We start from the raw sequence: 24365 nt of genomic DNA, 5'->3' as shown, positions 1-24365 counted from the left end.
CGACGCGGCATCGACGGCCGCGCGCAGCCGGAAACCGTCAGGCCTGCGTCGACACCAGCCCGCCCGCCGACGAGCCGCCCGAGTTCTCGATCGCCGCCGCGAGCTGCGAGATCGCCGTCGCCAATGCCGCCGAGATCGCGCTGGCTTCCGCGCTCAGCGACTGCTGTTCGACCGCCGCGGCCGGGTCGTCCTTCGCGCGCTGGGCCGCGCTCGCCATCTGCCGCTCGAGCGTCGCGAGCTGCTTCTGCAACCGCTCGATCAGCGCCTTCAACTGGCTGACTGCCGGGCTTTCCGACGACGCGCCCGATGCGCCGAGCGTTTCGCCGGTGCCGCCGGTCGAACCCTTCGTGCCGCTCGCGCCGGTGGTGCTCGTGGTGCCGGTGGTGCCAGCGGTATCCGTTGAGCCGTCGGCGGATGACGTCGCGGCCGATGCGCCCGGGCTGTTTGCTGTAACGCTGCCGTCCGCCAGCGGGGATCGCGCGGTCGTGGAAAAATCGATCTGCATCGTGTCGGTCCGTATGTCGGTAAACAAATCGTGACGGGGTGGCATGAAATGCCTTCCGACTCGTTTACGGCATTCGTCATACGAAACTTGAGCATCGGGGTCGGACGGATTCTTCGATAGATCGCAGCACTCAAGTCGCGAAAGGGCCAGATTGGCAGCAAAACGACGCTGGTAAAATTGCCGCTTTGCCGGGCGGATCCGCGCGTCGACGGCCTGCGGGCACGGTCGCGCAACGCCGCCGGGTTCGACTCCCGCCCTTCCGGGCGCGGCACGTGCGCGTGCCGCGCTGCCGTCGCGGCTTCGCGGGTCGCCCTCTCCGTCCGCCTTCGTGCACCGCTCGCCGGTCGAGCGGCGAACGCCGTGCGGCACTCACTTCATTACGCATTCGAGGAACACACGATGGCCCGCATCGGCGCCTTCTGCATCACGACGTGGCTTGCCGCCGCGATTCTCTACTTCGGCCAGCATTCCGTTGCAATGATTGCGCTCAGCGGTGTCGTCGTATTCGGCGGGTTCGATCTGCTGCGGCCGTAACGCGCATCGCGACGACGGCGCGCACGCTGCTCGCGCAACATCACGGGCTTGAATTCGGCTCGTTCACCCCGGAGCTGCACGTCGTCTTCGATCGTGCAACCCGCCGCTTGCTGCGTTGCAGCGGCGTCGAAGCAGGTCGCGCATCGACAGGCGCCCCGCGCGTCAGCGTGGCAACGTCCTCAACGAAGACGGCCCGCCGGTCAACGCGATACGCTTGCCCGTATCGCGCAGCTTGCCGCCTTCCACCGCGTAAAGCGCCAGTTGCCGCTCGACATTGAACTGCACGATCACGTGCCGGCTGTCGGCGGTAAACACGATGCCCTGCGCGGCTTCGCCGCCGGGCAACTCGCTGGTCTGCACGGCCTGCCCGTCGCGGATCTCGAACAGCAGCACCTTGCCGAGCTTGCGGCGGCCCGGATTGTCGGGCGTCAGGTTCGAGCCGTCCATCGCCTGCACGGCGATCCATTTCCCGTTCGGCGAAATCGCGACGCCTTCCGGCAGCGACGGCACCGTTAGGTACTGGACCGTCCGGAACGGCACGCGCGACACGTCGATCAGCGCGACCGTATCGGCGTCGCCCGCGAGCGTGCCCGTATAGCCCGGCAGCCCCGCGAGCCCGACGTTGCTGACGACCGCCCAGCGGTTGTCGCTCGACACGTCGATCGTGTAAGGCGCGACGCCCGTGCTCAGACGCGCGCCGCTGTCGGTCACCTTGCCGTCGTCGACGTTCAGCACCGCGACGCCCTGCTCGTCGCGCAGCGACACGAGCGCATGCTTGCCGTCGTGCGTGAAGCTGATCCCCGCGAGTCGCTTCTTGCCGATCTTCAGGTTGCCGTCGAGCATCACGTGCGTGCCGTCGATGCGCAGGATCGATACGCTGCCGTCGACATTGGCGACAAGTGCGAGCCGGCCCGACCGGTCGATCGCGATCCCTTGCGGATGCGTGCCGAGCTCGATGCGCGTGATTGCGGGCGGTGCCGCGTCGAGATTCACGACCTGCAGGAACGTGTCGAACACGAGCTGCTTCGCGGCCGCGTCGTAGCGCGTCGGCGCACCGACGAGCGCGAGCTTCGCGTCGGGCGTGATCGCGACGGCCTGCGGCGGCCCCTGGATGCCGTTCTCGACGTCGACCTGCAATGCGACTTTCGGCGGGAACGTGCTGGCATCGAGCAGCGTCAGCGTGTCGGCGGGCGGCGACGCAAGGAAAGTGTCGCGGCCCTCGACGCGCTGGTACTTGCCGTCGTTGCCGGACACGATCCAGTCGGCGGCGTGCACGGCGACGGCCGTCGTGGCGAGGGTCAGCGCGGCGAGCAGGCGCGCGCTGCGCAGGCGGAAAGGATTCGAATGCATGGCGGTCGATTCTCCGGATCGGTTGCGGACGCAATGGATTGCACGACCCTGCTGCTCGACGGGCCGCTGCCATCGCATGATGCCCGAAAGCATGCAAATCCGGCGTCTCGCGCCCCGCTCCGTCAGGCCGCCGGTGACGCGCCCGGCCCCCACCGATCGACGTTGTCGAGCGGATACACGGGCCGCGCAAGCCGCTCGTAGCGAAACAGCCCGTAGTCCGAGCCCGTCACGCCGCGGCTGTCGCATTCGACCAGCGCAGCCGCGATCGGCACGAACACCGGCCGGCAATACATCCGCGATTTCAGCAGCAGGAAGCGCGCACGGCGCGGGTCGACGCCGACGCTCTCGAACACGCCGAGATCCCACGGCTCCTGCGTGCGCTCGGTGACGACGAGCGTCGCCGCGCCGATGTCGAGCACGGCCGTGCGGCCCATGTATGCGCGCTGGCCCGTGTAGGTCGGCCCCGTGATCACGTATTCGCCGTCGGTAATCGCGCGCACGACGCCGGTCGCGCGAAACGGTTCGCGCCGCACGCCGCCGTGCGACGGCAGCCGGTTGCCGACCGGCACCGTGACGGCCGCGCCGACACCCGCATCGATCAGTGCCGCGACGGTTTGCGGGTCGCACAGCGGCCCGCTGACGATGCCGTCGAGCCCCTGCGCGAGCGCTTCTTCGAGCAGGTCCATCGTGTCGCACGGGCCGCCCGACATGCAGTTGTCACCGTGATCGAGCATCAGCACCGGGCGGTCCGCGCCGCGCGCGAGCGCCGCGGCCTGCGCGACCGATTCCGCGAGCGGCGCGCTGCGGTAGACGAATTCGTCGCGTGCGTCCCAGATCTGCCGCGCGATACGTTCGGCGACGGCATCGGCCGCCGCGCGGTCACCGTCGCCGACCACGACGACGCTGATGCAAGGCGCGGGAATATCCGCGAGCGAGAAACCCGAAAGCACCGACACGGCGAGCACGCCGCCGACCTCGGCCTCGGCCGCGCGCGCGGCCTCCACCGCGCGCCGCATCGCGCCTTCGGCGCTCGCGCTGCGCAGCGTCGACGTCATCAGCGGCGGTTGCCGCCACGCAAGCACCGGCCGTGCGCGACCATGAAGCCGGTCGAGCAGCACGCGCGCCGCGTGCTCGCCCGTCTCATACATGTCGACGTGCGGATAGGTCTTGAAACTGACGATCACGTCCGCGTGGTCGATCATCTTCTGCGTGACGTTCGCGTGCAGGTCGAGCGCGACCGCGATCGGCGCGTCGGGCAGCGCCGCGCGCACGCGCGCGAGCAGGTCGCCCTCGCCGTCCGCGCTCTGCTCGGCGACCATCGCGCCGTGCAGGTCGAGCATCACCGCATCGCAGCCGGACGCGGCCGCGACGATCGCGTCGCAGATCGCCGCATACGCATCGGCCGCAACCGGCCCGCTCGGGTTCGCGGCCGCCGACACCGGCGTCACGATTTCAGCGCCTTCACGCGCGGCCGCATCGATGAACGCAGCCATCGCGGTGCGCATCCCGTGGTTCGCGCGATACGCGTCGTCGCCCCAGTCGGGGCCGTTGCGGCCGAACGCGGCGAGCGGCGTCGGCACCGGCGAGAACGTGTTGGTCTCGTGGTTCATCCGGGCGATCAGGATCTTCATCGCGCGTCACCTTCCACGATCCCGGCAGCGCCCAGCATCGCCTGCAGCAGCACGTTGCAGCCGGCTTCCAGATGCGCGGGATCGGCGTCCTCGATCTCGTTGTGGCTGATCCCGTCCTTGCACGGCACGAAGATCATCGCGGTCGGCGCGACGCGCGCGAGATACACGGCGTCGTGGCCCGCGCCGCTGATCACGTTCATCGACGACAGCCCGAGCGCGCTCGCGCCGGCCCGAACCTGCTCGACCAGCGTCGCATCGAACGGCTGCGGCGGAAAGTACACGACCTGCTCGACGTCGATTCGCATGCCGGCCGATGCGCCCAGGTCGGCGCACGTCGCGCGCAGTTCCGCATCCATCGCCGCGAGCGTCGCATCGTCGGCCGCGCGCAGGTCGACGGTCAGCGTCACGCGGCCAGGAATCACGTTGCGCGAATTCGGGTACACGTCGACCCAGCCGACCGTGCCGCGTCCGTGCGGCGGATGCGCGCGCGCGATGCCATTCACCGCGCGCACGAGATCGGCCGCGACCAGCAGTGCGTCGCGCCGCAGCTCCATCGGCGTCGGGCCCGCGTGCGCCTCCATCCCGTGCACGGTCACGTCATACCAGCGCTGCCCGAGCGCGCCCTCGACCACGCCGATCGTCGTGTCGTGCGCCTCCAGCACCGGCCCCTGCTCGATATGCGCTTCGAAATACGCGCCGACCGGATGCGCGTCGCACCCATCGTCCGCGTCGTCCACATCGCCCGCATAACCGATCGCGACGAGCGCGTCGCGCACCGACACGCCGTCGCGATCGCACTGCGCGAGCGCATGGTCGAGCGTGAACGCGCCCGCGAATACGCCGGAGCCCATCATCACGGGCACGAAGCGCGAGCCTTCCTCGTTGGTCCAGACGGCGACCTCGAGCGGCGCACGCGTGCGCACGCCCGCATCGTCGAGCGTGCGCAGCACTTCGAGGCCCGCGAGCACGCCGTAGTTGCCGTCGAACTTGCCGCCGGTCGGCTGCGTGTCGATATGGCTGCCCGTCGTCACGGGCGGCAGGTCGTCGCGTTCGCCCGCACGCCGCGCGAAGATGTTGCCGATCGCGTCGACCCGCACCGTGCAGCCGGTTTCCTTCGCCCATGCGACGAACAGGTTGCGCGCGTCGCGATCGAGTTCGGTGAGCGCGAGTCGGCACACGCCCCCTTTGTCGGTCGCGCCGATCCGCGCGAGACGCATCAGGCTGTCCCACAGCCGCGCGCCGTCGACGCGCAAGCCGGACGCCGCGACGCCCGGTGTCGAATCCTGAACTTGCATCGATGGAATTCCTCGCAATGAAAAGGCACGGCGCTTACGCGACGCCGACGCCCAGATAACGGTCCTTCACCTCGTGATCGGCGGCGAACGCCGCGTTGCTGCCTTCGTAGACGATCACGCCCTGTTCGATCACGAAGTGGCGGTCCGCAAGCTGCGTGCACACTTCGAGGTTCTGTTCGACGAGCAGGATCGCGACGCCGGCCGCCTTGATCCGCTTCAACTGCTCGACGATCTCCTCGACGATCACCGGTGCGAGCCCCTCGACCGGCTCGTCGAGCATCAGCAGCCGCGGGTGGTTCATCAGCGCGCGGCCGATCGCGAGCATCTGCTGCTCGCCGCCCGACAGCTGCGCGCCGCCGTTGCCGCGGCGCTCCTTCAGGCGCGGAAAGATCCGGTAGATGTCGTCGAGCTGCCACGGCGAATCGCGGCGCGCGCCGAGCCGCAGGTTTTCCTCGACCGACAGCAGCCGGAAAATCCCGCGATGCTCGGGCACGAAGCACAGGCCGCGCGCGGCGATCCGGTGCGCGGGCTGCCCGGCGATCGGTTGGCCCGCGAACGTCAGCGTGCCGCCGGTCGGCGCGACGACGCCCGCGATCGTCTTGAGCGTCGTCGACTTGCCCGCGCCGTTGCGGCCGAGCAGCGTCACCGTCTCGCCTTCGTTCACGTTCAGCGTAATGCCCTGCAGCACGTGGCTCTTGCCGTAGCACGCATGGACCTCCTTCACGTCGAGCATCATGCGCGGCCTCCCGTGATCATGTTGCCGAGATACGCACTGCGCACGCGCTCGTCGCCGCGAATCGCGTCGGGTTTGCCTTCGACCAGCACGCGGCCCTGCTGCATCACCGTGATCGTGTCCGAGATGTCCATCACGATTCCCATGTTGTGTTCGATCAGCACGACCGTGTAGTCGTCGCGCAGGCCGCGGATCAGCGCCTTCATGTCGTCGAGATCGTCGATCCCCATGCCCGACGTCGGCTCGTCGAGAAAGATCGCGCGCGGCCGTGCCGCCAGCGCCATCCCGACCTCGAGCCGGCGCTGCTGGCCGTGCGACAGCACGCCGGCCGCCGTGTCGGCGAAGCGCTGCAGGCCGAGCCGCTCGAGCACGTCGTCGACGATGCCGCCGTGCGCGAGCGCACCGCGCGGCGGCGTCCACGGATTCAGCGCGCGCCGCGATTCGACGCCCTGTGCGGCAACCCGCAGGTTCTCGCGCACGCTCAGGTTCGGAAACAGGCTCGTCACCTGGAACGAGCGTGCGATGCCGCGCCGCACGCGCTTGTGATCGGGTTCGCGCGACACGTCGTGACCGTCGAACAGGATCGAGCCCGACGTGATCGGCAGCGTGCCCGTCAGCGTATGGAACAGCGTCGTCTTGCCCGCACCGTTCGGGCCGATCACCGAATGCACGGTGCGCGGCATGATCCGCAGGTCGACGCCGCCCAGCGCCGTGAACTTGCCGTAGCGCTTGACGACGCCGCGCGCCTCGAGAATCGCTTCGCTCATTGCTGCTCCCTGGCATCAGCCGCCGTGCCTTCGGTGCGCCGCAGCTTCGCCGCGACGCGTTCGCCCAGCCCCCACAAGCCGCGCTGCATGAACAGGCTGACCGCGATCAGCACGAGGCCGAGCAGCAGCAGCCAGCGCGGCCACAGCGTCGACAGCCAGTCCGCGAACAGCACGTAGAACGCCGCGCCGAGCACCGACGCGAACAGGTTGCCCGTGCCGCCGATCACCGTCATCACGAGGATCATCTCGCTCGTGTGATAGTCGATGTTCGACAGCGGCGCGATGCCCGTCATCAACGCGTGCAGCGCACCCGCGAGGCCCGTGACCGCGCCCGAGATCACGAACGCCGCGAGCTTGAAGCGCTTCACGTCGTAGCCGGCCGCCGCCGCACGCGCCTCGTTGTCGCGGATCGCGAGCAGCGTACGGCCGAACACCGAGCGCGACACGCGCAGCAGCAGCCAGAACACCGCGACGAACAGCACCGCGACGAAGCCGTAGTAGCGCCACGGCGAATCGAGCGAAACGAACGGATGCCCGAACGCGGCGAGCGCGGGGCGCGGGATGTCGAGCAGCCCGTTGTCGCCGCCCGTGACGTCCGGCGTCGTATAGGCGAGAAAGTAGAACAGTTGCCCGAACGCGAGCGTCAGCATCACGAAATAAGTGCCGCGCTGCCGGATCGAGAACCAGCCGACGAGCGCCGCCGCGACGGCGCCAAGCACGGCGGCCGACAGCAGCGCGACGCTCACCGACGCAACGCCGCGCGTCAGCACGAGCCCCGCCGCATAGCTGCCGAGCCCGAAGAAGATGCCCTGCCCGAACGACAACAGCCCCGTATAGCCGAGCAGCAGGTTGCAGCCGAGCGCGGCGAGCGCGAACACCAGCACTTCGGTGGCGAGCGAGCCCGAACTCAGCACGACCGGCAGCACGCACACGACGGCCACCGCAAGCCAGCCTTCCGGCCGCTGCAGCACGCCGCGCCACGGCTGCGCGCGTTGCGAGGCCGCCGCCCCCGGCGGCAGCGGTTTCGACGATTCGATCATGCAGCCCTCCCCAGCAATCCGTTCGGACGCAGCAGCAGCACGGCCGCCATCGCGACGTAGATCATCAATCGCGCGCCTTCCGGCCACAGCGTGCTCATCAGGCTCTGCACGATGCCGACCAGCAGCCCGCCGACGAGCGCGCCGAGAAAATTCCCCATCCCGCCGACGACGACCACGACGAACGCGACGCCGAGCGCCTCGATGCCCATGAACGGATCGACGCCGCGGATCGGCGCGGCGAGCACGCCCGCGAGCGCCGCCGTCGCCGCGCCGAGCGCGAACACGAGGCTGAACACGCGCGTCACGTTGATGCCGAGCAGCGAGACCATCTCCGTCGATTCGCTGCCCGCGCGCACCGTGCTGCCGAGCCGCGTGCCTTCGAGCACCCACCACAGCAAGGCGGCGAGCACGGCCGTGAAGCCGATCACGAACAGCCGGTATTTCGGGTAGACGAAGCCGCCCCAGATCACGACGCCGTTCAGCGCGTCGGGCGGCGGGACGTTGTCGCCGAGCGGGCCCCATGCGAGGATCGCGCACTCCTGCAGCACGAGCGCGAGCCCGACCGTCGCCAGGATGTGGAATTCATGCTGCTGCGCGTACACATGACGCAGCACGAGTTTTTCGACGCCCCATGCGAACGCACCGACGACGAGCGGCACGACCGCGAGCGCGACCCAGAAATTCGCCGACCATTGCAGCGCCTGGTAGCAGAGATACGCACCGAGCAGGTAGAACGCGCCGTGAGCGAAATTCACGAAGCGCAGCAGGCCGAATACGATCGACAGGCCGACGGCGAGCAGGAAATACAGCATGCCCACGCCGATGCCGTTGACGATCTGCAGCAGATAGACGTTCATGGCTTCCGTGTCGGAAAGGAAGGTAACGGACGTCCGCGGCGCACGATGGCCGCGGACGCATGCACGGCGTCACGCGAGCTTGCAGCCCGTCTTGTCGACCGGCAGGAACGACTGGCCCGAGCTGACGATGTCGGCATAGTCGTCCGCGCTCTTCATCCGGCCCTTCGGCTTGCCCTTCAGCAGGTAGTAGTTCTTCAGCACCTGGTGGTCGGCCTTGCGGATTTCCTCCGGGCCCGTGAGGCCGTCGTACTTCATGCCTTCCATCGCCGCAACGACCTTCTTCGGATCGGCGCTGCCGGCCTTCACCATCGCGTCGAGCAGGATCTTCGAGCAGATGTACGAACCCGCGAGGCTGTAGTTCGGGTTCGCCTTGAACACGGCGTTCGTGCGCTTCACCAGGTCGCGGTTCAGCGGCGAATCGATGCCGTGCCAGTACTGCGCGCCGAAATACACGCCGTCGCAGATGTCGGGCCCGAGCGCCTCGAACTGCTCGAGGCCCGATGCCCACGCGAGCAGGATCGTGCAGTTGCGCTTCATCCCGAAGCTGACGGCCTGGCGCAGCGTGTCCGACGACTGCGAGCCGAAGTTCAGGATCAGCAGCACGTCCGGCTGCGCGGCCGCTGCGTTCGTCAGGTAGCCGCTGAACTCCTTCTCGGCGAGCGAGTGGTAGCTGTTGCCGACATGCTCGATGCCCTTTTCCTTGAAGATCGCTTTCGCGGCCGACAGCAGGCCGTCGCCGAACACGTATTGCGGCGTGATCGTGTACCAGCGCTTCGCCTTCGGCAGCATCTGGATCAACGGGCGCACCGTCTGCTCGATCGCGCCGAAGGTCGGCACCGACCAGCGGAACGTCGCGGCGTTGCAATCCTTGCCGGTGATTTCGTCCGCGCCGGCCGTCGTGATGAACACGCCGTCCGCCTTCTGGACTTCCTTGCCCATCGCCAGCGATTCGGACGACAGGATGCCGCCCGCGAAGAAGCGCACGCCCTTCTGCTGCGCGATCTCCTGCACGCGCCGCACGGCGGTCGCGGGCTTGCCCTCGGTGTCGAGCGCCGTATAGGCAAGCGGCGCGCCGAGCACCTTGCCGTATTGCTTGACGGCGAGCTGCATGCCGAGATCGGCGTACTTGCCGTTGGCGGCGAACGGCCCCGACATCGGCACCGGGCACGCAAGCTGGATGGTCGAACCCTGCGCGAACGCGGCACGGGACGACATGCTGCCGAGCGCACCCGGCACGGCCGACAGTGCGGCCAGTTTCAACAGTTCTCGGCGATTCAAGTTGACGCTCCTGATAAAGGGGGACACACGCGATGCGACCGACTGCCAAACCGTGCCCACGCCCTGCAGGATGCGCGCCGCCGGTTGATCCTATTTATCATGATAAATAGAATGAACCTGATGCTAGAGTTGATCAAAATTGGTGTCAATCAGGCAAAATTCCGTACCCTGCGCCGGAACGGATCGTCGACGATGACGCGGCGCGCAGTCAGACAAAGGAGTCGTGAAGATGGTCATGGACCGAGCCAGGGCGGGCCTCGCGGTCGAAATCAAGCAGCCGAAGCGGGCCGACCTGGTCGCCGAGGAGATCAAGCGGCTGATCACCGAGAAGGACCTGAAGCCGGGCGACCGCCTGCCGCGCGAAGCCGAGCTGCAGCAGCTCTATGCAGTGAGCAAGAGCACGATCCGCGAGGCGCTGAAGTCGCTCGAGGTGCAGGGGCTCATCAAGGTCACGACCGGGCCGTCGGGCGGCGGGATGGTCGTCGAGGTGCCGCTCGACCGCACGCTGCAGCTCCTGCAGAACTACCTGTTCTTCAAGGACGTGACGATCGACGACATCTATACGGTGCGAAAGCTGCTCGAACCCGAGCTGGCGGCGGGCGCCGTGCCGCACCTGAGCGAGCGCGACTTCGCGGCGCTGGAGTCGAACATCGCGTGTTGCGACGGCGCGTCGGGCGTGCACGACCGCGGCCACATGCTGCGCCAGCGACAGGAGGACACGACGTTCCACGACATCCTCGCGGCCGCGAACCCGAACCCGTTCCTGCGATTCAGCTGCGAGCTGATCAACGAGATGATCCGGCAGTTGATCGAGTTCCGGAACGATACGCCACTCGTCGAACACAAGCGCTTCGGCGAAGCGAACGTATCGATCCACAAGGCGATCTTGCAGGCCGCACGCGAGCGCGATGCCGAGCGCGTCCGTGCGCTGATGGTCGAGCACATGACCGAGGCGCCCAAGCATGTGAAGCGGATGAAAGGCAAGCTGCGCGGGCGTCTGATCCTCGACTCCGAGATCCGCAGGCGGGCCGCCGCTCACGGTGCGGGATCCGATGCGGCCGCAACGGATCCCGAAGAGGGCTGAGCGTCGGCAAACGCCGTCTTTATCGCGCGCCGCCTTCCGTGTACCCCGTCGTGCCCTTCGTCTCCAGATACTCGACGAGGCCGAACTCCGCATACTCGCGCCCGTTGCCCGAGCGCTTGTAGCCGCCGAACGGCGCGGCCGGGTTCCACGCCGGATAGTTGATGTGGACGTTGCCGACCCGCAGCCGTGCCGCGATCCGGCGCGCGCGTTCGAGATCCTTCGACTGCACGTAGGCCGCGAGCCCGTACACCGAATCGTTCGCGAGCGCGACGGCCTCGTCCTCGGTCCGGTAGGTCATGATCGACAGCACCGGCCCGAAGATTTCCTCGTTCGCAATCGTCATGCCCGGCGTGACGTTCGAGAACACCGTCGGCCGCACGTAGAAGCCGTCGCCGAGCCCGTCCGGCCGCCCCGGGCCGCCGGCGACGAGCGTCGCGCCCTCTTCGATCCCGAGCCGGATGAAGTGCTGGATGCGGTCGAACTGCGTGCGGCTGACCACCGGCCCGATGCCCGTCTCCGGCGCACGCGGATCGCCGACGACGGTGCGTTCCGCCTCGCGGCGCGCGGCCTGCTCGGCCAGCGCCAGGTGATCCGCATGCACGAGCATGCGCGTCGGCGCGTTGCACGACTGGCCGCTGTTGCTGAAGCAGCTGCGCACGCCGCGTGTGACCGCATCGTCGATATCGGCGTCGGGCAGGATCAGGTTCGGGCTCTTGCTGCCGAGCTCCTGGTGCACGCGCTTCACGGTATCGGCGGCCGCCTTCGCGACCTCGACGCCCGCGCGCGTCGAACCCGTGAACGACACCATGTCGACGTCCGGGTGCCGCGACAGCGCATCGCCCACTTCATGCCCGTAGCCGTGCACGAGGTTGAACACGCCGGGCGGCACACCGGCTTCGTGCAAGATTTCGGCAAACAGGATCGCGCTGAACGGTGCGATCTCGCTCGGCTTGAGCACCATCGTGCAGCCGGCCGCGAGCGCCGGCGCGACCTTGCACACGATCTGGTTGATCGGCCAGTTCCACGGCGTGATCAGCGCGCACACGCCGATCGGCTCGTGCGACACCAGCAGCGAATCGGTCTGCGTGCTGAAGCGGAACGACTGCAGCGCGCGGATCGTCTGTTCGAGGTGCGCGGTGCCGACCGCGGCCTGCATCGCGCGCGCGAACGCGATCGGCGCGCCCATCTCCTGGCTGATCGTTTGCGCGACCTCTTCGTAGCGGCGCCGATAGATCTCGAGCATGCGCTGCAGCAGCGCGACGCGCTCGTCCACGGACCAGCGCGAGTACGCGTCGAAGGCCTGCTTCGCCGCACCGACCGCGCGGTCGACGTCGGCCGCGCCGCCGATCCTGAGCTGCGCATACGGCCGCGCGGTGGCCGGGTCGATCACGTCGATCGACCGTGCATCGGCCGGATCGAGCCACTGGCCGCCGATATAGGACTGTTGTGACGTTCGCATCGAATGCTCCTGTTATGAGGATGTCGGCTCAGCGCATCGCACGCGCACAGGTGTCGACGAGGATGTCGCGGATCTGCGCGACGAACCACACGATCTCGTCGCGCGACATCACGAGCGGCGGCGAGAACTGCACGATCGGCGTGCCTTCGTGATCGACGCCCGCGCGGCACAGCAGCCCCGCGTCGAAGATCGCGGGCGCGAGCAGCGTCGACACGAACGCCTGCGCACTGATGCCGGCCGACCAGCGGCGCGCGGCCTTGTCGGTCACGAGTTCGAGCGAGTAGTGATAGCCGTCGCCGCGCACGTCGCCGACGCACGGCAGTTCGAGCAGGCCGTCGAGCGTCTGGCGGAACACCGCTTCGTTGTCGCGGACATTCGCGAGCACGCCTTCGCGCTCCATGATCGCGAGGTTCGCGAGCGCGGCCGTGCATGCGACCGGATGGCCGCCGTACGTCGCGCCGTGCAGGAACATCTGCTGCGGCCCGTCGAGCACGGTGTCGACGACCGCGTCGCTCGCGATCACGCCGCCGAGCGGCACGTAGCCCGACGCGATGCCTTTCGCGAACGTGATGATGTCCGGCTTCAGCCCGTAGCGCGCCGACCCGAAATATTCGCCGAGCCGCCCGAACCCGCAGATCACTTCATCCGCGACGAGCAGCACGCCGTGCCGGTCGCAGATGTCGCGCAGCCCGGCCGCGTAGCCGGCCGGCGGCGTCAGGCTGCCGCCCGCGTTCTGCAGCGGCTCGACGACGATCGCGGCGACCGTGTCGGGTCCCTCCTGCACGATCAGCGATTCGATCTCGTCGAGCAGGTGGCGCGTGAACTGCGCTTCCGTCTCGCCCGCCGGACGGCCGTAGCGCTTGGTGTTGCCCACATGCCGCACGCCCGACATCAGCGGCTCGAAATGCTTGCGGAAGTTCGTCATCCCGTTCAGTGCCAGCGCACCGAACGACGTGCCGTGATACGCGACGCGCCGCGCGATGAACTTGCGCCGCTGCGGCTCGCCGCGCGACTGGTGATACTGGCGCACCAGCTTGATCGCCGATTCGTTCGACTCCGACCCGCTCGACGTGAAGAACACGCGGTTCAGGCCGTCCGGCGCGAGCGCCGCGAGCTTGTGCGCGAGACGGATCGCCGGTTCGTGGCCATAACCCCAGTTGGTGGCGAACGGCAGCCGCACCATCTGCTCGCGGATCGCGTCGCCGATCTCCGCGCCGTGGCTGTAGCCGACCTGCACGCAGTACAGCCCGGCCAGCGCATCGAAGTAGCGCTTGCCGTTGCGGTCGACGAGCCAGCAGCCTTCGCCGCGGTCGAACACGGTCAGCGCGTTGTCGCGATACGCATCGGCATGCGTGAAGTGCATCAGCAGGTGGCGCTTGCCGAGCGCCTGCAGGTCCGCATCGAGATTGACGTCAACGGCGTTCATGGGTCGTTCCTCCTTCAGGGTTTCAAAACCGGCATTGAGCGACCGGTCGTTAATTCATCGACAGCGTCGGCGCCGGGCGCGTGAAGCCGCGCGTCAGCCACACGAGCTGGCAGAGCCCGAGCACGAGCCAGCCGATGCCGACGTAGAACGTCTGGCGCGACAGCCCCGCCCAGAGCCACACGTTCATCGCGAAGCCGATCGCCGGCATCGCGCCGAACGCGATCCAGCCCGCGGCATGGCGGTGCTCGGGCCGGCACAGATAGCTGCGCATCACGCACAGGTTCACGATCGCGAATGCGACGAGCGCGCCGAAGCTGATCATCGTCGACGCGAGATCGAGCGTGACGAACAGCGCGGACAGCGACACGACGCCGACCGCGAGCGTCGCGCGCACCGGCGTGTGCAGCCGGGCATGCAGGTGGCCGAACACGCGCTCGGGCAGCACCCGGTCGCGGCCCATCGCGAACAGCACGCGCGTCACGCTCGCCTGCCCGGCCATCGCGCTTGCGAAGCAGCCGGCCACATACACCGCGACGAACAGCGCCGACAGCGTGCCGCCGCCGATGCGCCGCATCAGTTCGAGGCTGGCCGAATCGAGATCCTTGAACGCGTGCCAGTCGGGAAACACCACTTGCCCGATGTACGCGATCAGCATGAACAGCAGGCCGCTCGCGAGCGTGCAGAGCAGGATCGCGCGCGGGACCGTGCGGCGCGGCTCGCGCGTTTCCTCGGACAGCGTGGTGACCGCATCGAAGCCGAGGAACGACAGGCACAGGATCGCGGACCCGGCAAAGATCGCACGCGCATCGCCCGACGACGGCAACGCGACGGCCATCGACAGCCCTTCGCCGCTCGCAACCCGCGCCGATGCGGCGACGAAGATCGCGATGAACACGAGCTGGCTCGCGATCAGGATCAGGTTCACGCGGTTGACGAGCCGGATGCCGACGATGTTCAGCCCGGTGACCAGCGCGATGCTCGCGACGATCCACACGCTGGCCGGCACGGCCGGGAATAGCTGCTTCATGTAGATGCCGATCGCGAGGTAGCTGATCATCGGGATGAACAGGTAGTCCATCAGCAGCGCCCAGCCGACCATGAAACCGGCCGACGTGCCGAAGTTGCGGCTCGCGAACGTATAGGCCGACCCGGCGCTCGGCATCAGCCGCGCCATGTGGCCGTAGCTGCGCGCGGTGAACAGCATCGCGACCAGCGTGACCGCATACGCGGCCGTCAGATGCCCGTTCGTCTCGCTCGTGACGATCCCGTAGGTCGTGAACACCGTCATCGGCAGCATGTACGCGAGGCCGAAGATCACCAGCGTGAACAGTCCGAGCGGATGCGCGTTGCGTCGTCCGGTTGCGTCGCATCGATGCGCGTGCGGCTCCGAGTCGTTCGCCGAAGCGACCGATGCGGATCGACCTGGCCTGTCGTTGTTCATGCTGTCCTCACGTGGATTTCGTTCATGACGTCAACACCCGTTTCGTCGGCAACGCGTGCATTGCACGATTCGGAAACGAGTGTGGTGCGCCAAAAAATCGACGACGAATGAGAAAAGCGGACGTAATCGAGGGATATTTGCGGACACATCGCCGCGCGTCGCGCCGGCCAGTCATGAATGGTGCTGTGCCGCACTGGCATTTTGCGGACATTCCGGCTATGTTCTACGCGAACCCGTCGCCGCATCCGCACCATGGACAGCCGCTCCCATCGAAACCAGAGCAGGGCCGAGCGCAGCCTGCGTTCGTCGCTCGGCCTCGCGCGTCCGGCCGGACGCCAGGAAGACATTCCCGCCACCGTCCATGCGATCGCGGTCGCGCTGGACGAGTGCCGCGTGCGGCGCATCGACGGCGCCGCGCTGCTCGAAGGCACCGGGCTCGGCGCGGACGAAGTCGCGTCGCCGAACCTGCACGTGAATCGCGGCCAGGAGCAGCGCTGTTTCCGCAACCTGCTGCGCTGCAGCGGCGTGCCGTCGATCGGGCTGTCGATCGGCGCGCGGCTGCACGTGTCGACGCTCGGCCTCGCCGGCTACGCGATGCTGATCAGCGGCTCCGTGATGCAGGCGTTCCGCTGCATGAGCCAGTTTCCGCTGTTCATGGGGCTGTATTTCGATGTGCGTATCGATGCGCACGCGGACGGCATGAGCGTGACGATCGGCCGCTACAACGGCGAGCCCGATCTCGAGGTGTTTCAGGTCGACATGTGCCTGTCCAGCCTGCGCCTGATCGTGTCCGATCTCGTCGGCAAGCCGGTCTGGCCCGAACAGTTGCAGCTCGCGCGCCGCACGCCGCGCAACGCGGCCGACTATGCGCGCCACTTCGGCTGCAAGGTCGCGTTCAATGCGGGCGACAACCGTCTCGTGTTCACGTCCGTGAACGGCACGGAAACGCCGCGCCTCGCGAACGAAGTCAGCTTCAACGCGCTGCACTACCAGTGCGAAGCGCTCGAACGTCAGTGGGCCGCGTCGGTCGGCACGCGCTTCGCCGATCGCGCGAAGGAGCTGATGGCGCGCGACCTGTCGCGCTTCAAGTCGATGACGTCGCTCGCGGATGCGCTGCATCTGACGGAGCGCACGCTGCGCAGGCGGCTCGACAAGGACGGCATCACGTTTCAGTCGCTGCTCGACGAAGTGCGTCACGACGAAGCGGTGCGAATGCTCGACGACCACACGCTGACGGTCGCGGCGATCGCGGAACGTCTCGGCTACAGCGAGCCGCGCAGCTTCCGTCATGCGTACCGGCGCTGGACGGGCAAGACGCCGCGCGCCGAGTCGGACGTCGACGCGTGAGCAGCACCGGTTACGGCTTCATTGCCGGCATCGGGATTCTTTGCGCACGTAAATCCATGACCCGCGCCTGAATGGAATCGTGCTCGACATGTCGGTCAATCGACAACCGGGTAACGCGTATCGATCGCGCATCGAAAAATCCGAACCCCGGAATGAAAATCGCAATGAATCGACTCGCGTAGAATGCCCGCAACAATCAATCCGAACGCGGCCACGCTCCGATTCCGCTCGCGTCGACGCAATGCGAAAGAGGCCCTTGGCATCCGCTGACGCCGCCGCGTAATCGGGCGAGCGCAACCGCGACGATCGTCGACCGACGAAGCCACCATGAGCAAACCGATCCTGTACCTCCTCGCCGGCAACGGCAGCGCGGCCGACTGGTGGGACGATGCGCTGCCCCACTTCCGCCGCTACCAACCCGTGCCGCTGGAACTGCCGGGCTTCGGCGACAATCCCGCGCCGCCGTGCGAAGACCTCGCCGCCTACGCGCAAGCGCTGCTGGACGCGACCGAACCGGGCCACGTGATCATGGCGGTCGGCGTGAATGCACTGCTGGTGCTGCACGCGTTGCAGCGGCACCCCGGCCACTTCAGCCGCAGCGTGCTGCTCGCGCCCGTCGGTGCGTTCCTGTGGGAACGGCGTTTGCCGAAACTGATGGCGCCGAAGCCGCTGCGCAAAGCGATCCACTGGCTGCTCTCGCACTACCCGACGCTGTTCGCACGCAAGTTCTCGAACCAGACCTGGACACCTGCGCAGTACCGCCGCATGGGCGCCGGTTATGCGCGCTGCCGCGCGTTCCTGCCGCATTGGGATCTCGTGCGCGCCGATACCGCGCTGCCGCTGCTCGAGTGGATCACCGATCGCATCGAACTCGTGTGGGGCGACCAGGACAACGTGCTCGGCGTGCGCCAGGCCGCCGCGTGGTCGGCCATCCTCGCGCGCGCCGACCTCACCGTCACGCTGCAAGCCGGCTGGGGACACTATCCGTGGATCGATGCGCCGGCAACCTTCGCGCAGTGGCTCGAAGCAGGCGACGCGGGTTTCGTCGCGCACACGAAAGGCGGACGCCTGGCGCTGGCCGCGATGGCCGGGCTGCCGGTGCCGCCCGCGCTGTCGCTCACCCGCGCCGACGACCCGCGCCTGCCCGGCTTTCTCGCGAGCCAGCCCGATGCCGAGTGGGCGATCCGCTCGTCGAGTCACGGCGAAGACCAGGCCGATGCGGCCAACGCCGGCCTGCACACGACGTTCCTGCGCGTGCCGGCGTCGCAGGCGGCCGCACGCGTGGCCGAGCTGCTCGACGGCGGACTCGAGGAAGCGGTCGTGCAGCGCTTCGTCACGCCCGTGCTGTCCGGTATCGCGTTCGTGCGTCATCTCGCGGTCGAAGTCGAATGGGTGCAGGGCCACCTCGAAACGCTCGCCGACGGGCAGGCGAGCCCGCAACGCGCGATCCTGTCGCGGCTCGGCGAGCCTTGGCAGAGCGGCACGTTCCCGACCGCGCACGGGTTGACCGCGACGCAACTGTGGACCTTCCTGCAACGCGTGCTGCGCGCGTTCCATTACGTGCCGGGCGACGTCGAATGGGCGTGGGACGGCACGCAACTGTGGCTGCTGCAGTACCGCCCGATCAGCAGCTACGGCTGGCACCGGCACCTGACCTCGGCCAACATCGCCGAGATCCTGCCGCCGCAGCCGAGCCGGCTGGTCGAGTATGCGCAACGCCGCGCGGCCGGCAGCATCCCGGCCGTCATGGCGCGCTGGGACGCACGCGTGCTGCAGGACAACGAACCGTTCACCGCGCTCTATGGCGGCGCGTCGTACATCAACAACGACCTGTTCCTGGCGCGCCTCGCCGACTGGGGCGTATCGGCCGGCAACTACAGCGGCGAGATCGGCGGCGCGACGCCGCCGCTGCGCTGGCGACCGCTGCGCCTGCTGCGATCGCTGCCGGTGTTCTGGCGCATGCTGCGCGTCGCGCGCACGCACCTGCCGACGCTCGAGCACGGCTTGCGGCGCTTCGACCGGGAACTCGCGACGCTCGTCGAGCAGCGCGCCGACGGCCGGCAACTGGCCGACTGGTTCACGCGCTTCTACGTGTTCGTCGTGCAGGGCAACCTGTGCATCGCGGCATCGCTCGCCAGCAGCGGCGGCGCACTGTGGGGGCGCCCGCCGACCGTGTACGGCCAGCTCGACAACAGCCCGCACCGGCTGCCGTGGGAAACCGATCCGGGCACCGCGCGGCCGGCGGCCACCGACCTGCCGCTGCAGGCGTTTCCCGACTGGCCGCTGCCGGTTCGCGTGCTCCATACGCTCGGCACGCCGGGCATGCGCGGCTGGTATCTGCAGGTGCGCGAGTGGTATCGCGACAACCTGATGCGCGTGTTCTTCCGCCTGCATCATGCGATGCCGGCCGCCGATCGCGACGCGTGGTTCGCGCCTCATCCCGAGCGCCGCGAACGCAACGGCAGCTTCTGGCAGGACGGCAGCGAAGGCACCGACGAGGCGACCGGCTTCATGATCTATCCCGGCCACACGCAGGGTGTGCTCGGCCACGACATCCTGCTGGAAGACACGCTCGACCCGGGCCGGCACGCGCAGTACCAGGCCGCGCGCGCCGTGATCGCGCGCATGGGCGGCCGGCTGTCGCACGGCGCGACGCTGCTGCGCGAGCTGCGCAAGCCGTCGGCCGTGCTGCCGCGCGTCGACGCGGCGTGGGTCGGGCGCGAAGTGCGGCTCAGCGACGGCCGGCTGACGCTGGTCGAATAAGCGCGGTATGCCGCCCGCCGGCGTGTTGAAGGGGCCGGCGCCGGATGCGCTGGAACAGGCGATTGCGGGGATGGACGCTCTGTCGCGGAACGGGCTGCGCGATCCGTTCGCGCAGTACGGCATCCAGCAGGACGTGCGCGCGGGAATGGAAGTCAGCGATCCGAAGACGACGTGACGCGTCGCGGTTGGCGACAGCCGGAATCGGCGCTCAGCGCTGCGGCGTGCGGACTTTCCCGTCGACCTTCAATATGCGCCTGTCGTGCGCGGCCTCGTATTCGACCGTCTGCGCGGGAGTGACGGCGCCGTACGACCGGCCGTTCACATAGACGATGCCGTCCCGCAGTTCGACCCGATCGCCGTCGACCGTCGCGGTGGCCCGTTCGCCCTGCAGCACCGCGCCCGAACAGCCGGCGGTCGAAAAGCTGCGAACCGACGTGCCCGGCATCGCGGCGTTCCCGCCCTGGTCCGCCGCATGCGCCGCGCTGCAGGGCGGCGCATCCATGCTGCCGGCAGCGTGGAGCGTTCCCGCGCTGATGGCGCATCCGGCAAGCAACGCAAGCGTCATCGGCAGCAGCTTGTTCATGGTGATCTCCGTGGTCCGTGGACCTGGATCGACAACGATGCATCCCGCCCGGTTGATGGCCCGCGGCTGCGCAACCGGATCGACGATCGGTCGCCCCCTGCCCGCAGGTCGACCAAATGCATCGAGTATGCATCCACGTCACGACACTCCGCCATCTGCGCCGATACCATTCACGGCCCCAAACGGCCAGCTTGTTCGGGCCCCTTGATCGACTTCAACGCCGCTCCCCCGACGGCGAGCGAACGGGCCACCGCTTCACCGAAAATCCACCTTGATCAAGTTGCGACCCGCAACTATTATCAATTGCGACCCGCAACCTTTTCAGGCAGACCATGGATCTCATCGACGCTCCCGCCAAGCCTCGCGAAGCGACCATCCTCGAGCTTCGCGACTTCTCCCGCAAACTGGTTCGCGAGCTCGGCTTCATGCGCGCGACGCTGGCCGACAGCGACTGGGCGCCTTCGGCCGTTCACGCGATCCTCGAGATCGGGATGGCGCCCGGCATCAACGCGCGGGATCTCGGCAACATCCTGCGCCTGGACAAATCGAACACGAGCCGGCAACTCGCGCGGCTCGAAGCCGCCGGTATCGTGGAGCGCCGCGTGTCGAGCGAGGATGCGCGTGCGACCGAGTTGACCCTCACCGCCGAAGGAAAAAAGCTCCGGAAAAGAATCGACCAGTTCGCGACGGACCAGGTGTCGAATGCGCTGCGCCGCATGGTTCCGGCCGACCAGCAGACGCTGCTGCGCTCGCTCGCGCTGTACGCCGATGCGCTCGCGCAAGACAACGCCGCCAAGTCGCCCGCCGCGGCACCCGACACGCCGCAGATCCGCGAAGGCTACCAGCCGGGCTGCATCGGCGACATCGCGAGCCTGCACGCGCGCTTCTATTCGGAGCACTGGGGATTCGGCGCCTTTTTCGAAAAGCGCGTGGCGACCGAACTTGCCGAGTTCGCGGGCGCGCTGCCGGCCGACGGCAAGGCGCTCTGGCTCTGCCAGGAGGACGGGCGGACACTCGCGTCGCTCGCGATCGACGGCAACCCGGCGACCGGCGTCGCGCATCTGCGATGGTTCATCGTGAACGATACGTTGCGCGGATCGGGCATCGGGCGCCAGCTGATGACGCAAGCCATGCGCTTCGTCGACGAGCAGCGGTTTCGCGAAACCTGCCTGTGGACGTTCAAGGGCCTCGATTCGGCGCGCCATCTGTACGAGTCGTTCGGCTTTACGCTGACCGGCGAGTCCGCGGGCACGCAATGGGGAACCGAGGTGGTCGAGCAGCGTTTCAGCCGGCCGGGGCCGGCCGGTTGCTGAACTTCAACCGGGATCGACAGCCTGTCGATCGACGGCGTCGCCCGGCGCACCAACATTTCGCGGTGCGCGATACCGAACGTGCGATAGCGCAAAATCCGGATACTGTTTGCCCCGAACACTTCACATGACCATGGATCACCTGACAAACCGCGGAGTCTCCATCACCGGCCGCACACTGGATCGCGCCGAATTGCTGCATCTCGTCGAAGGCTCGCCGGCCCCCCTCCATCTGGAGGACTGCGACCTCGAGGGCGCGGACCTGTCGCGCCTGGATTTGCGAGGCGCGCGATTCGAGCGATGCGCGCTCGCGGAAACGTCGTTCGTCGGTGCCACGCTGGCGCAGACAGTGTGGATCCGGTGCCGGGCCCGCCAGGCCAGCTTTGCATCGTCGGATCTCGAGGACGCCGTGTTCCAGTCATGCGATCTCAACAATACGAGCTGGCGACGCAGCAAGCTCAGCTCGGCCCGCTTCAAGGAATGCCGGCTGACCGGGGCCGATTTCGAGGAATGCAAGTCGCTCGGCCTCGAATTCGAGAATACGTTGCTGGTCGGCGCAAACCTGCGGCGCTTTTCATTCCGGAAGACCCGCCTCGTGGCACTCGACTTCTCGGACGCCGATCTCGCCGGTGCGGACTTTCGCGACGCCGTTTTCGAAGGCGGCAGCCTGCGCAACGCGCATCTGAACGATGTGAAGTTTGATGGTGCCGACCTGCGCGACGTGGATCTCAGCGGTACGCCCAAACTGCTCGCGTCCGGCGTCCTTCGCGGCGCGACCGTCTCCTATGACCAGGCGGCGATGCTGATCGAGAATCTCGGGATTCGGGTCGCGTAGAGGCCACGCAGGGTCACGCAGACACGTTCGCGCCCGGTTCGTCGCCGCGCGGCGGGCAGGTCGCAAGCCGTCGAAGCCGAACGCGTGAACTATCGCAGCGCGTGCGCCACCTGCGCCTGCTCCGGCGCAAACGCGTCTTCCACGAAGCGGATCACGTCGTCGAGCGACGACGTGCATGCGGCGCCGGCAGCCAGCTCCCGAAACGCGCCATCCGGCCCGAAGCAGACGAGCGGCTTGCCCCAGCGCCGCGCGAGCGAAATCTCCTCGGTCGTGCCGTGGCCACCCGGCAGCGCGACGATCAGGTCGCTGCTCAGCACGTTCACGTAGTTGCGGTTGATCGTCCGCGGATCGGCGCCCGGCTCGCGGCGCGGCAGCGGCGTGAGGATCGGGATGTCGACGAACGGATGCGGATAACCGTCGAGCGGCACGAAGCCCGCGAGCGGATCGGCCTGCGTCGGCAGGATGCCGATCGATCGCCCGGCCCGCCCCGGCACGCCGGCGAACGCGCGCGCGACCGCCAGCATCACGCCCTGCCCGCCGCCCGTCAGCAGGTTGAAGCCGGCCTGCGCGAGCCACGCGCCGAGCGGTTCCGAAAACGCGAGCCACGGGTCCTTGCCCGAGCCCATCACGCCGATCGTTTTATTCTTTGGTTGCATCGTGGTTTCCGGTGATGTCGTTGCGATGGGTGCGATCGCATCGGGTTCCGACCGCAAGCGGGCCCACACCCGCCGCGCTCATTCGAGCTCGACGCCCTTGAGCTCGGGGATCAGGAACAGCGTCGCGACCATGTCGAGCACATAGAGGCCGGCGAGCAACGCGATGGCCGTCTGGAACGAGTAGTGCGCGGCCAGTGCGCCGACCGCGACCGGCCCGAAGCCGCCGACCGCGCGGCCAATATTCCACAGCACGTTCTGCGCGGTCGCGCGCGCGACCGTCGGATAGCCTTCGGACATCAGCGCCCCGTAGCCGCCGACCATCCCGTTGACGAACATCCCCATCAGCGCGCCGGCCCACAGCATCGCCGTCGGGTCCGACAGCCGCGCATACGCGATGACCGTCGCGACCGCGCCGAGCTGGTACAGCAGGAACGTCGGCTTGCGCCCGATCCGGTCGGCCAGTTGCCCGAACACCCAGACGCCGATCATCATCCCGACGACGGTTGCCGCCGTCCACAGCCCCGACTTCGTCAGCGAGAAGCCCATCTGCTTCGACAGGAAGGTCGGCAGCCAGATCATGATCCCGTAGTAGCCGAAGTTCTGGACCGAACACAGGATCACGATGCCGAGGCTCGTGCGCGTTGTGCGGCCGTCGGCGACGAGCATGCGGAACGCGTTGGCCTTCGGCTGCGCCGCGCGCTGCACGAACGCTTCCGGCTCGTGCAGCTTGTTGCGCATGACCCACGCGAGCAGCGCGGGCAGCACGCCGACCACGAACATGCCGCGCCAGCCGATGTGGAGCAGCAGGAACGGCGTCAGCAGCGCGGCCAGCAGCACGCCGGCCTGCCAGCCGAGCGCGACGTAGCACGACACGCGTGCACGCTTGCTCGCCGGCCATGCTTCGGCCGCGAGCGCCATGCCGATCCCGAACTCGCCGCCCAGCCCGATGCCCGCGATGGTGCGGTAGACGAGCAGATCCGAGAAGCCGCGCGCGAACGCGCACAGGCCGGTAAAGACCGCGAACAGCAGGATCGTCCAGGTCAGCACGCGCACGCGCCCGTAGCGGTCGCTCAGCGCGCCGAACACGATGCCGCCCGCGACCGCGCCGATCAGCGTCCACGTGACCAGCGCGCCGCCCTGCCCGGGCGTCAGGTGCAGCGCCGCCGTGATCGCGGGCAGCATGAAGCCGAGGATCAGCAGGTCGAAGCCGTCCATCGCATAGCCGATCGCCGATCCGGCCAGCGCCTTCCACGCGTAGGGGCCGACCTGCTCCGGGCGCGGGGCCGACGAGCCGTCGAGCGCCGGGGATTTGATGTTTGCTGCCATGGTGTCCTGCCACGAAAGTCCGGCGACATTCTAAGGCCTGTGCCCGCGCATGACGGGCCGGCGAACGTGCCGATGCGCGGCGATGCGGGCGCGCGTCGCCCTCCGCTCCCGTCCGTCATGCCCGCATGGTCGGCGACGAGTCAGG

General features: G+C 68.2%; 21 protein-coding genes. 6 read left to right on the top strand and 15 right to left on the bottom strand.

Annotation, left to right across the window (positions count from 1 at the left end):
• Positions 1-37 precede the first annotated feature (37 nt).
• Positions 38-505, bottom strand: coding sequence for a hypothetical protein (locus tag KVT39_RS25950; protein ID WP_217590505.1), 468 nt, complete (start codon positions 503-505; stop codon positions 38-40).
• 399 nt (positions 506-904) lie between these two features.
• On the opposite strand from KVT39_RS25950, the gene KVT39_RS38550 reads away from it, so the two are divergent.
• Entirely contained in the window at positions 905-1039 is a 135-nt protein-coding gene (locus KVT39_RS38550) for a hypothetical protein (protein WP_006405345.1), read from the top strand.
• Between the two features lie 162 nt (positions 1040-1201).
• On the opposite strand, the gene KVT39_RS25945 is transcribed toward KVT39_RS38550, so the two are convergent.
• The 8 genes from KVT39_RS25945 to KVT39_RS25910 form a co-directional block, all read right to left on the bottom strand.
• Positions 1202-2389, bottom strand: a complete 1188-nt coding sequence (locus tag KVT39_RS25945) for a YncE family protein (protein WP_217590504.1) — start codon at positions 2387-2389, stop codon at positions 1202-1204.
• 122 nt (positions 2390-2511) lie between these two features.
• Positions 2512-4020: a M81 family metallopeptidase gene (locus KVT39_RS25940; protein WP_217590503.1), complete on the bottom strand. Its 1509-nt coding sequence runs from the start codon at positions 4018-4020 to the stop codon at positions 2512-2514.
• On the bottom strand, positions 4017-5315 hold the full coding sequence (locus KVT39_RS25935; RefSeq protein ID WP_217590502.1) for a Zn-dependent hydrolase: 1299 nt from the start codon (positions 5313-5315) through the stop codon (positions 4017-4019). Before KVT39_RS25935 ends, KVT39_RS25940 begins: the two co-directional genes overlap by 4 nt.
• 34 nt (positions 5316-5349) lie before the next feature.
• Positions 5350-6051 carry an ABC transporter ATP-binding protein gene (locus KVT39_RS25930; RefSeq protein ID WP_217590501.1) on the bottom strand — a complete coding sequence of 234 codons (702 nt, stop codon included), beginning with the start codon at positions 6049-6051 and terminating at the stop codon, positions 5350-5352.
• Positions 6048-6815, bottom strand: a complete 768-nt coding sequence (locus KVT39_RS25925; RefSeq protein ID WP_034182495.1) for an ABC transporter ATP-binding protein — start codon at positions 6813-6815, stop codon at positions 6048-6050. The genes KVT39_RS25930 and KVT39_RS25925 overlap by 4 nt, the downstream gene beginning before the upstream one ends.
• Positions 6812-7855: a branched-chain amino acid ABC transporter permease gene (locus KVT39_RS25920; RefSeq protein ID WP_131949378.1), complete on the bottom strand. Its 1044-nt coding sequence runs from the start codon at positions 7853-7855 to the stop codon at positions 6812-6814. Before KVT39_RS25920 ends, KVT39_RS25925 begins: the two co-directional genes overlap by 4 nt.
• Entirely contained in the window at positions 7852-8712 is an 861-nt protein-coding gene (locus KVT39_RS25915; RefSeq protein ID WP_059835207.1) for a branched-chain amino acid ABC transporter permease, read from the bottom strand. Before KVT39_RS25915 ends, KVT39_RS25920 begins: the two co-directional genes overlap by 4 nt.
• A 69-nt stretch (positions 8713-8781) precedes the next feature.
• Complete coding sequence (locus KVT39_RS25910) at positions 8782-9990, bottom strand: ABC transporter substrate-binding protein (protein WP_034182498.1); 1209 nt, start codon at positions 9988-9990, stop codon at positions 8782-8784.
• 229 nt (positions 9991-10219) lie between these two features.
• Between KVT39_RS25910 and KVT39_RS25905 the strand changes: the two genes are divergently transcribed.
• Positions 10220-11074: a FadR/GntR family transcriptional regulator gene (locus KVT39_RS25905; protein WP_034182499.1), complete on the top strand. Its 855-nt coding sequence runs from the start codon at positions 10220-10222 to the stop codon at positions 11072-11074.
• A 19-nt stretch (positions 11075-11093) separates the two neighbouring features.
• On the opposite strand, the gene KVT39_RS25900 is transcribed toward KVT39_RS25905, so the two are convergent.
• Genes KVT39_RS25900 through KVT39_RS25890 form a run of 3 tightly spaced genes read right to left on the bottom strand, consistent with a single transcriptional unit; the run spans position 11094 to position 15400 of the window.
• Entirely contained in the window at positions 11094-12533 is a 1440-nt protein-coding gene (locus tag KVT39_RS25900) for an aldehyde dehydrogenase family protein (RefSeq protein WP_217590500.1), read from the bottom strand.
• Between the two features lie 28 nt (positions 12534-12561).
• Positions 12562-13959 (bottom strand): aspartate aminotransferase family protein, encoded by a 1398-nt coding sequence (locus tag KVT39_RS25895; RefSeq protein WP_217590499.1) that lies wholly within the window; start codon positions 13957-13959, stop codon positions 12562-12564.
• 49 nt (positions 13960-14008) lie between these two features.
• Positions 14009-15400: an APC family permease gene (locus tag KVT39_RS25890; RefSeq protein ID WP_217590498.1), complete on the bottom strand. Its 1392-nt coding sequence runs from the start codon at positions 15398-15400 to the stop codon at positions 14009-14011.
• A 252-nt stretch (positions 15401-15652) separates the two neighbouring features.
• Between KVT39_RS25890 and KVT39_RS25885 the strand changes: the two genes are divergently transcribed.
• Both KVT39_RS25885 and KVT39_RS25880 read left to right on the top strand, forming a co-directional pair.
• Positions 15653-16747: an AraC family transcriptional regulator gene (locus KVT39_RS25885; RefSeq protein WP_034182503.1), complete on the top strand. Its 1095-nt coding sequence runs from the start codon at positions 15653-15655 to the stop codon at positions 16745-16747.
• A 327-nt stretch (positions 16748-17074) separates the two neighbouring features.
• Positions 17075-19510, top strand: coding sequence for a PEP-utilizing enzyme (locus tag KVT39_RS25880; RefSeq protein WP_217590497.1), 2436 nt, complete (start codon positions 17075-17077; stop codon positions 19508-19510).
• A 208-nt stretch (positions 19511-19718) separates the two neighbouring features.
• Here KVT39_RS25880 and KVT39_RS25875 read toward each other — a convergent pair whose 3' ends face one another.
• The gene (locus KVT39_RS25875) at positions 19719-20093 is read right to left on the bottom strand and encodes a S26 family signal peptidase (protein WP_217590496.1); all 375 of its coding nucleotides are present in this window, start codon (positions 20091-20093) and stop codon (positions 19719-19721) included.
• Between the two features lie 332 nt (positions 20094-20425).
• Between KVT39_RS25875 and KVT39_RS25870 the strand changes: the two genes are divergently transcribed.
• Together KVT39_RS25870 and KVT39_RS25865 are read left to right on the top strand one after the other, a co-directional pair.
• Positions 20426-21406, top strand: coding sequence for a helix-turn-helix domain-containing GNAT family N-acetyltransferase (locus KVT39_RS25870; RefSeq protein WP_217590495.1), 981 nt, complete (start codon positions 20426-20428; stop codon positions 21404-21406).
• Between the two features lie 124 nt (positions 21407-21530).
• On the top strand, positions 21531-22238 hold the full coding sequence (locus tag KVT39_RS25865) for a pentapeptide repeat-containing protein (RefSeq protein ID WP_244099614.1): 708 nt from the start codon (positions 21531-21533) through the stop codon (positions 22236-22238).
• Between the two features lie 89 nt (positions 22239-22327).
• On the opposite strand, the gene KVT39_RS25860 is transcribed toward KVT39_RS25865, so the two are convergent.
• The gene (locus KVT39_RS25860; RefSeq protein ID WP_175749253.1) at positions 22328-22894 is read right to left on the bottom strand and encodes a DNA-binding protein; all 567 of its coding nucleotides are present in this window, start codon (positions 22892-22894) and stop codon (positions 22328-22330) included.
• 78 nt (positions 22895-22972) lie between these two features.
• The gene (locus KVT39_RS25855) at positions 22973-24220 is read right to left on the bottom strand and encodes an MFS transporter (protein WP_217590494.1); all 1248 of its coding nucleotides are present in this window, start codon (positions 24218-24220) and stop codon (positions 22973-22975) included.
• Positions 24221-24365 lie beyond the last annotated feature (145 nt).

The organism is Burkholderia sp. GbtcB21 (genome assembly GCF_019091065.1).
In the GTDB taxonomy this organism is placed as follows: domain Bacteria; phylum Pseudomonadota; class Gammaproteobacteria; order Burkholderiales; family Burkholderiaceae; genus Burkholderia; species Burkholderia pyrrocinia_C.
This window is presented reverse-complemented; position numbering and strand designations above follow the sequence as displayed.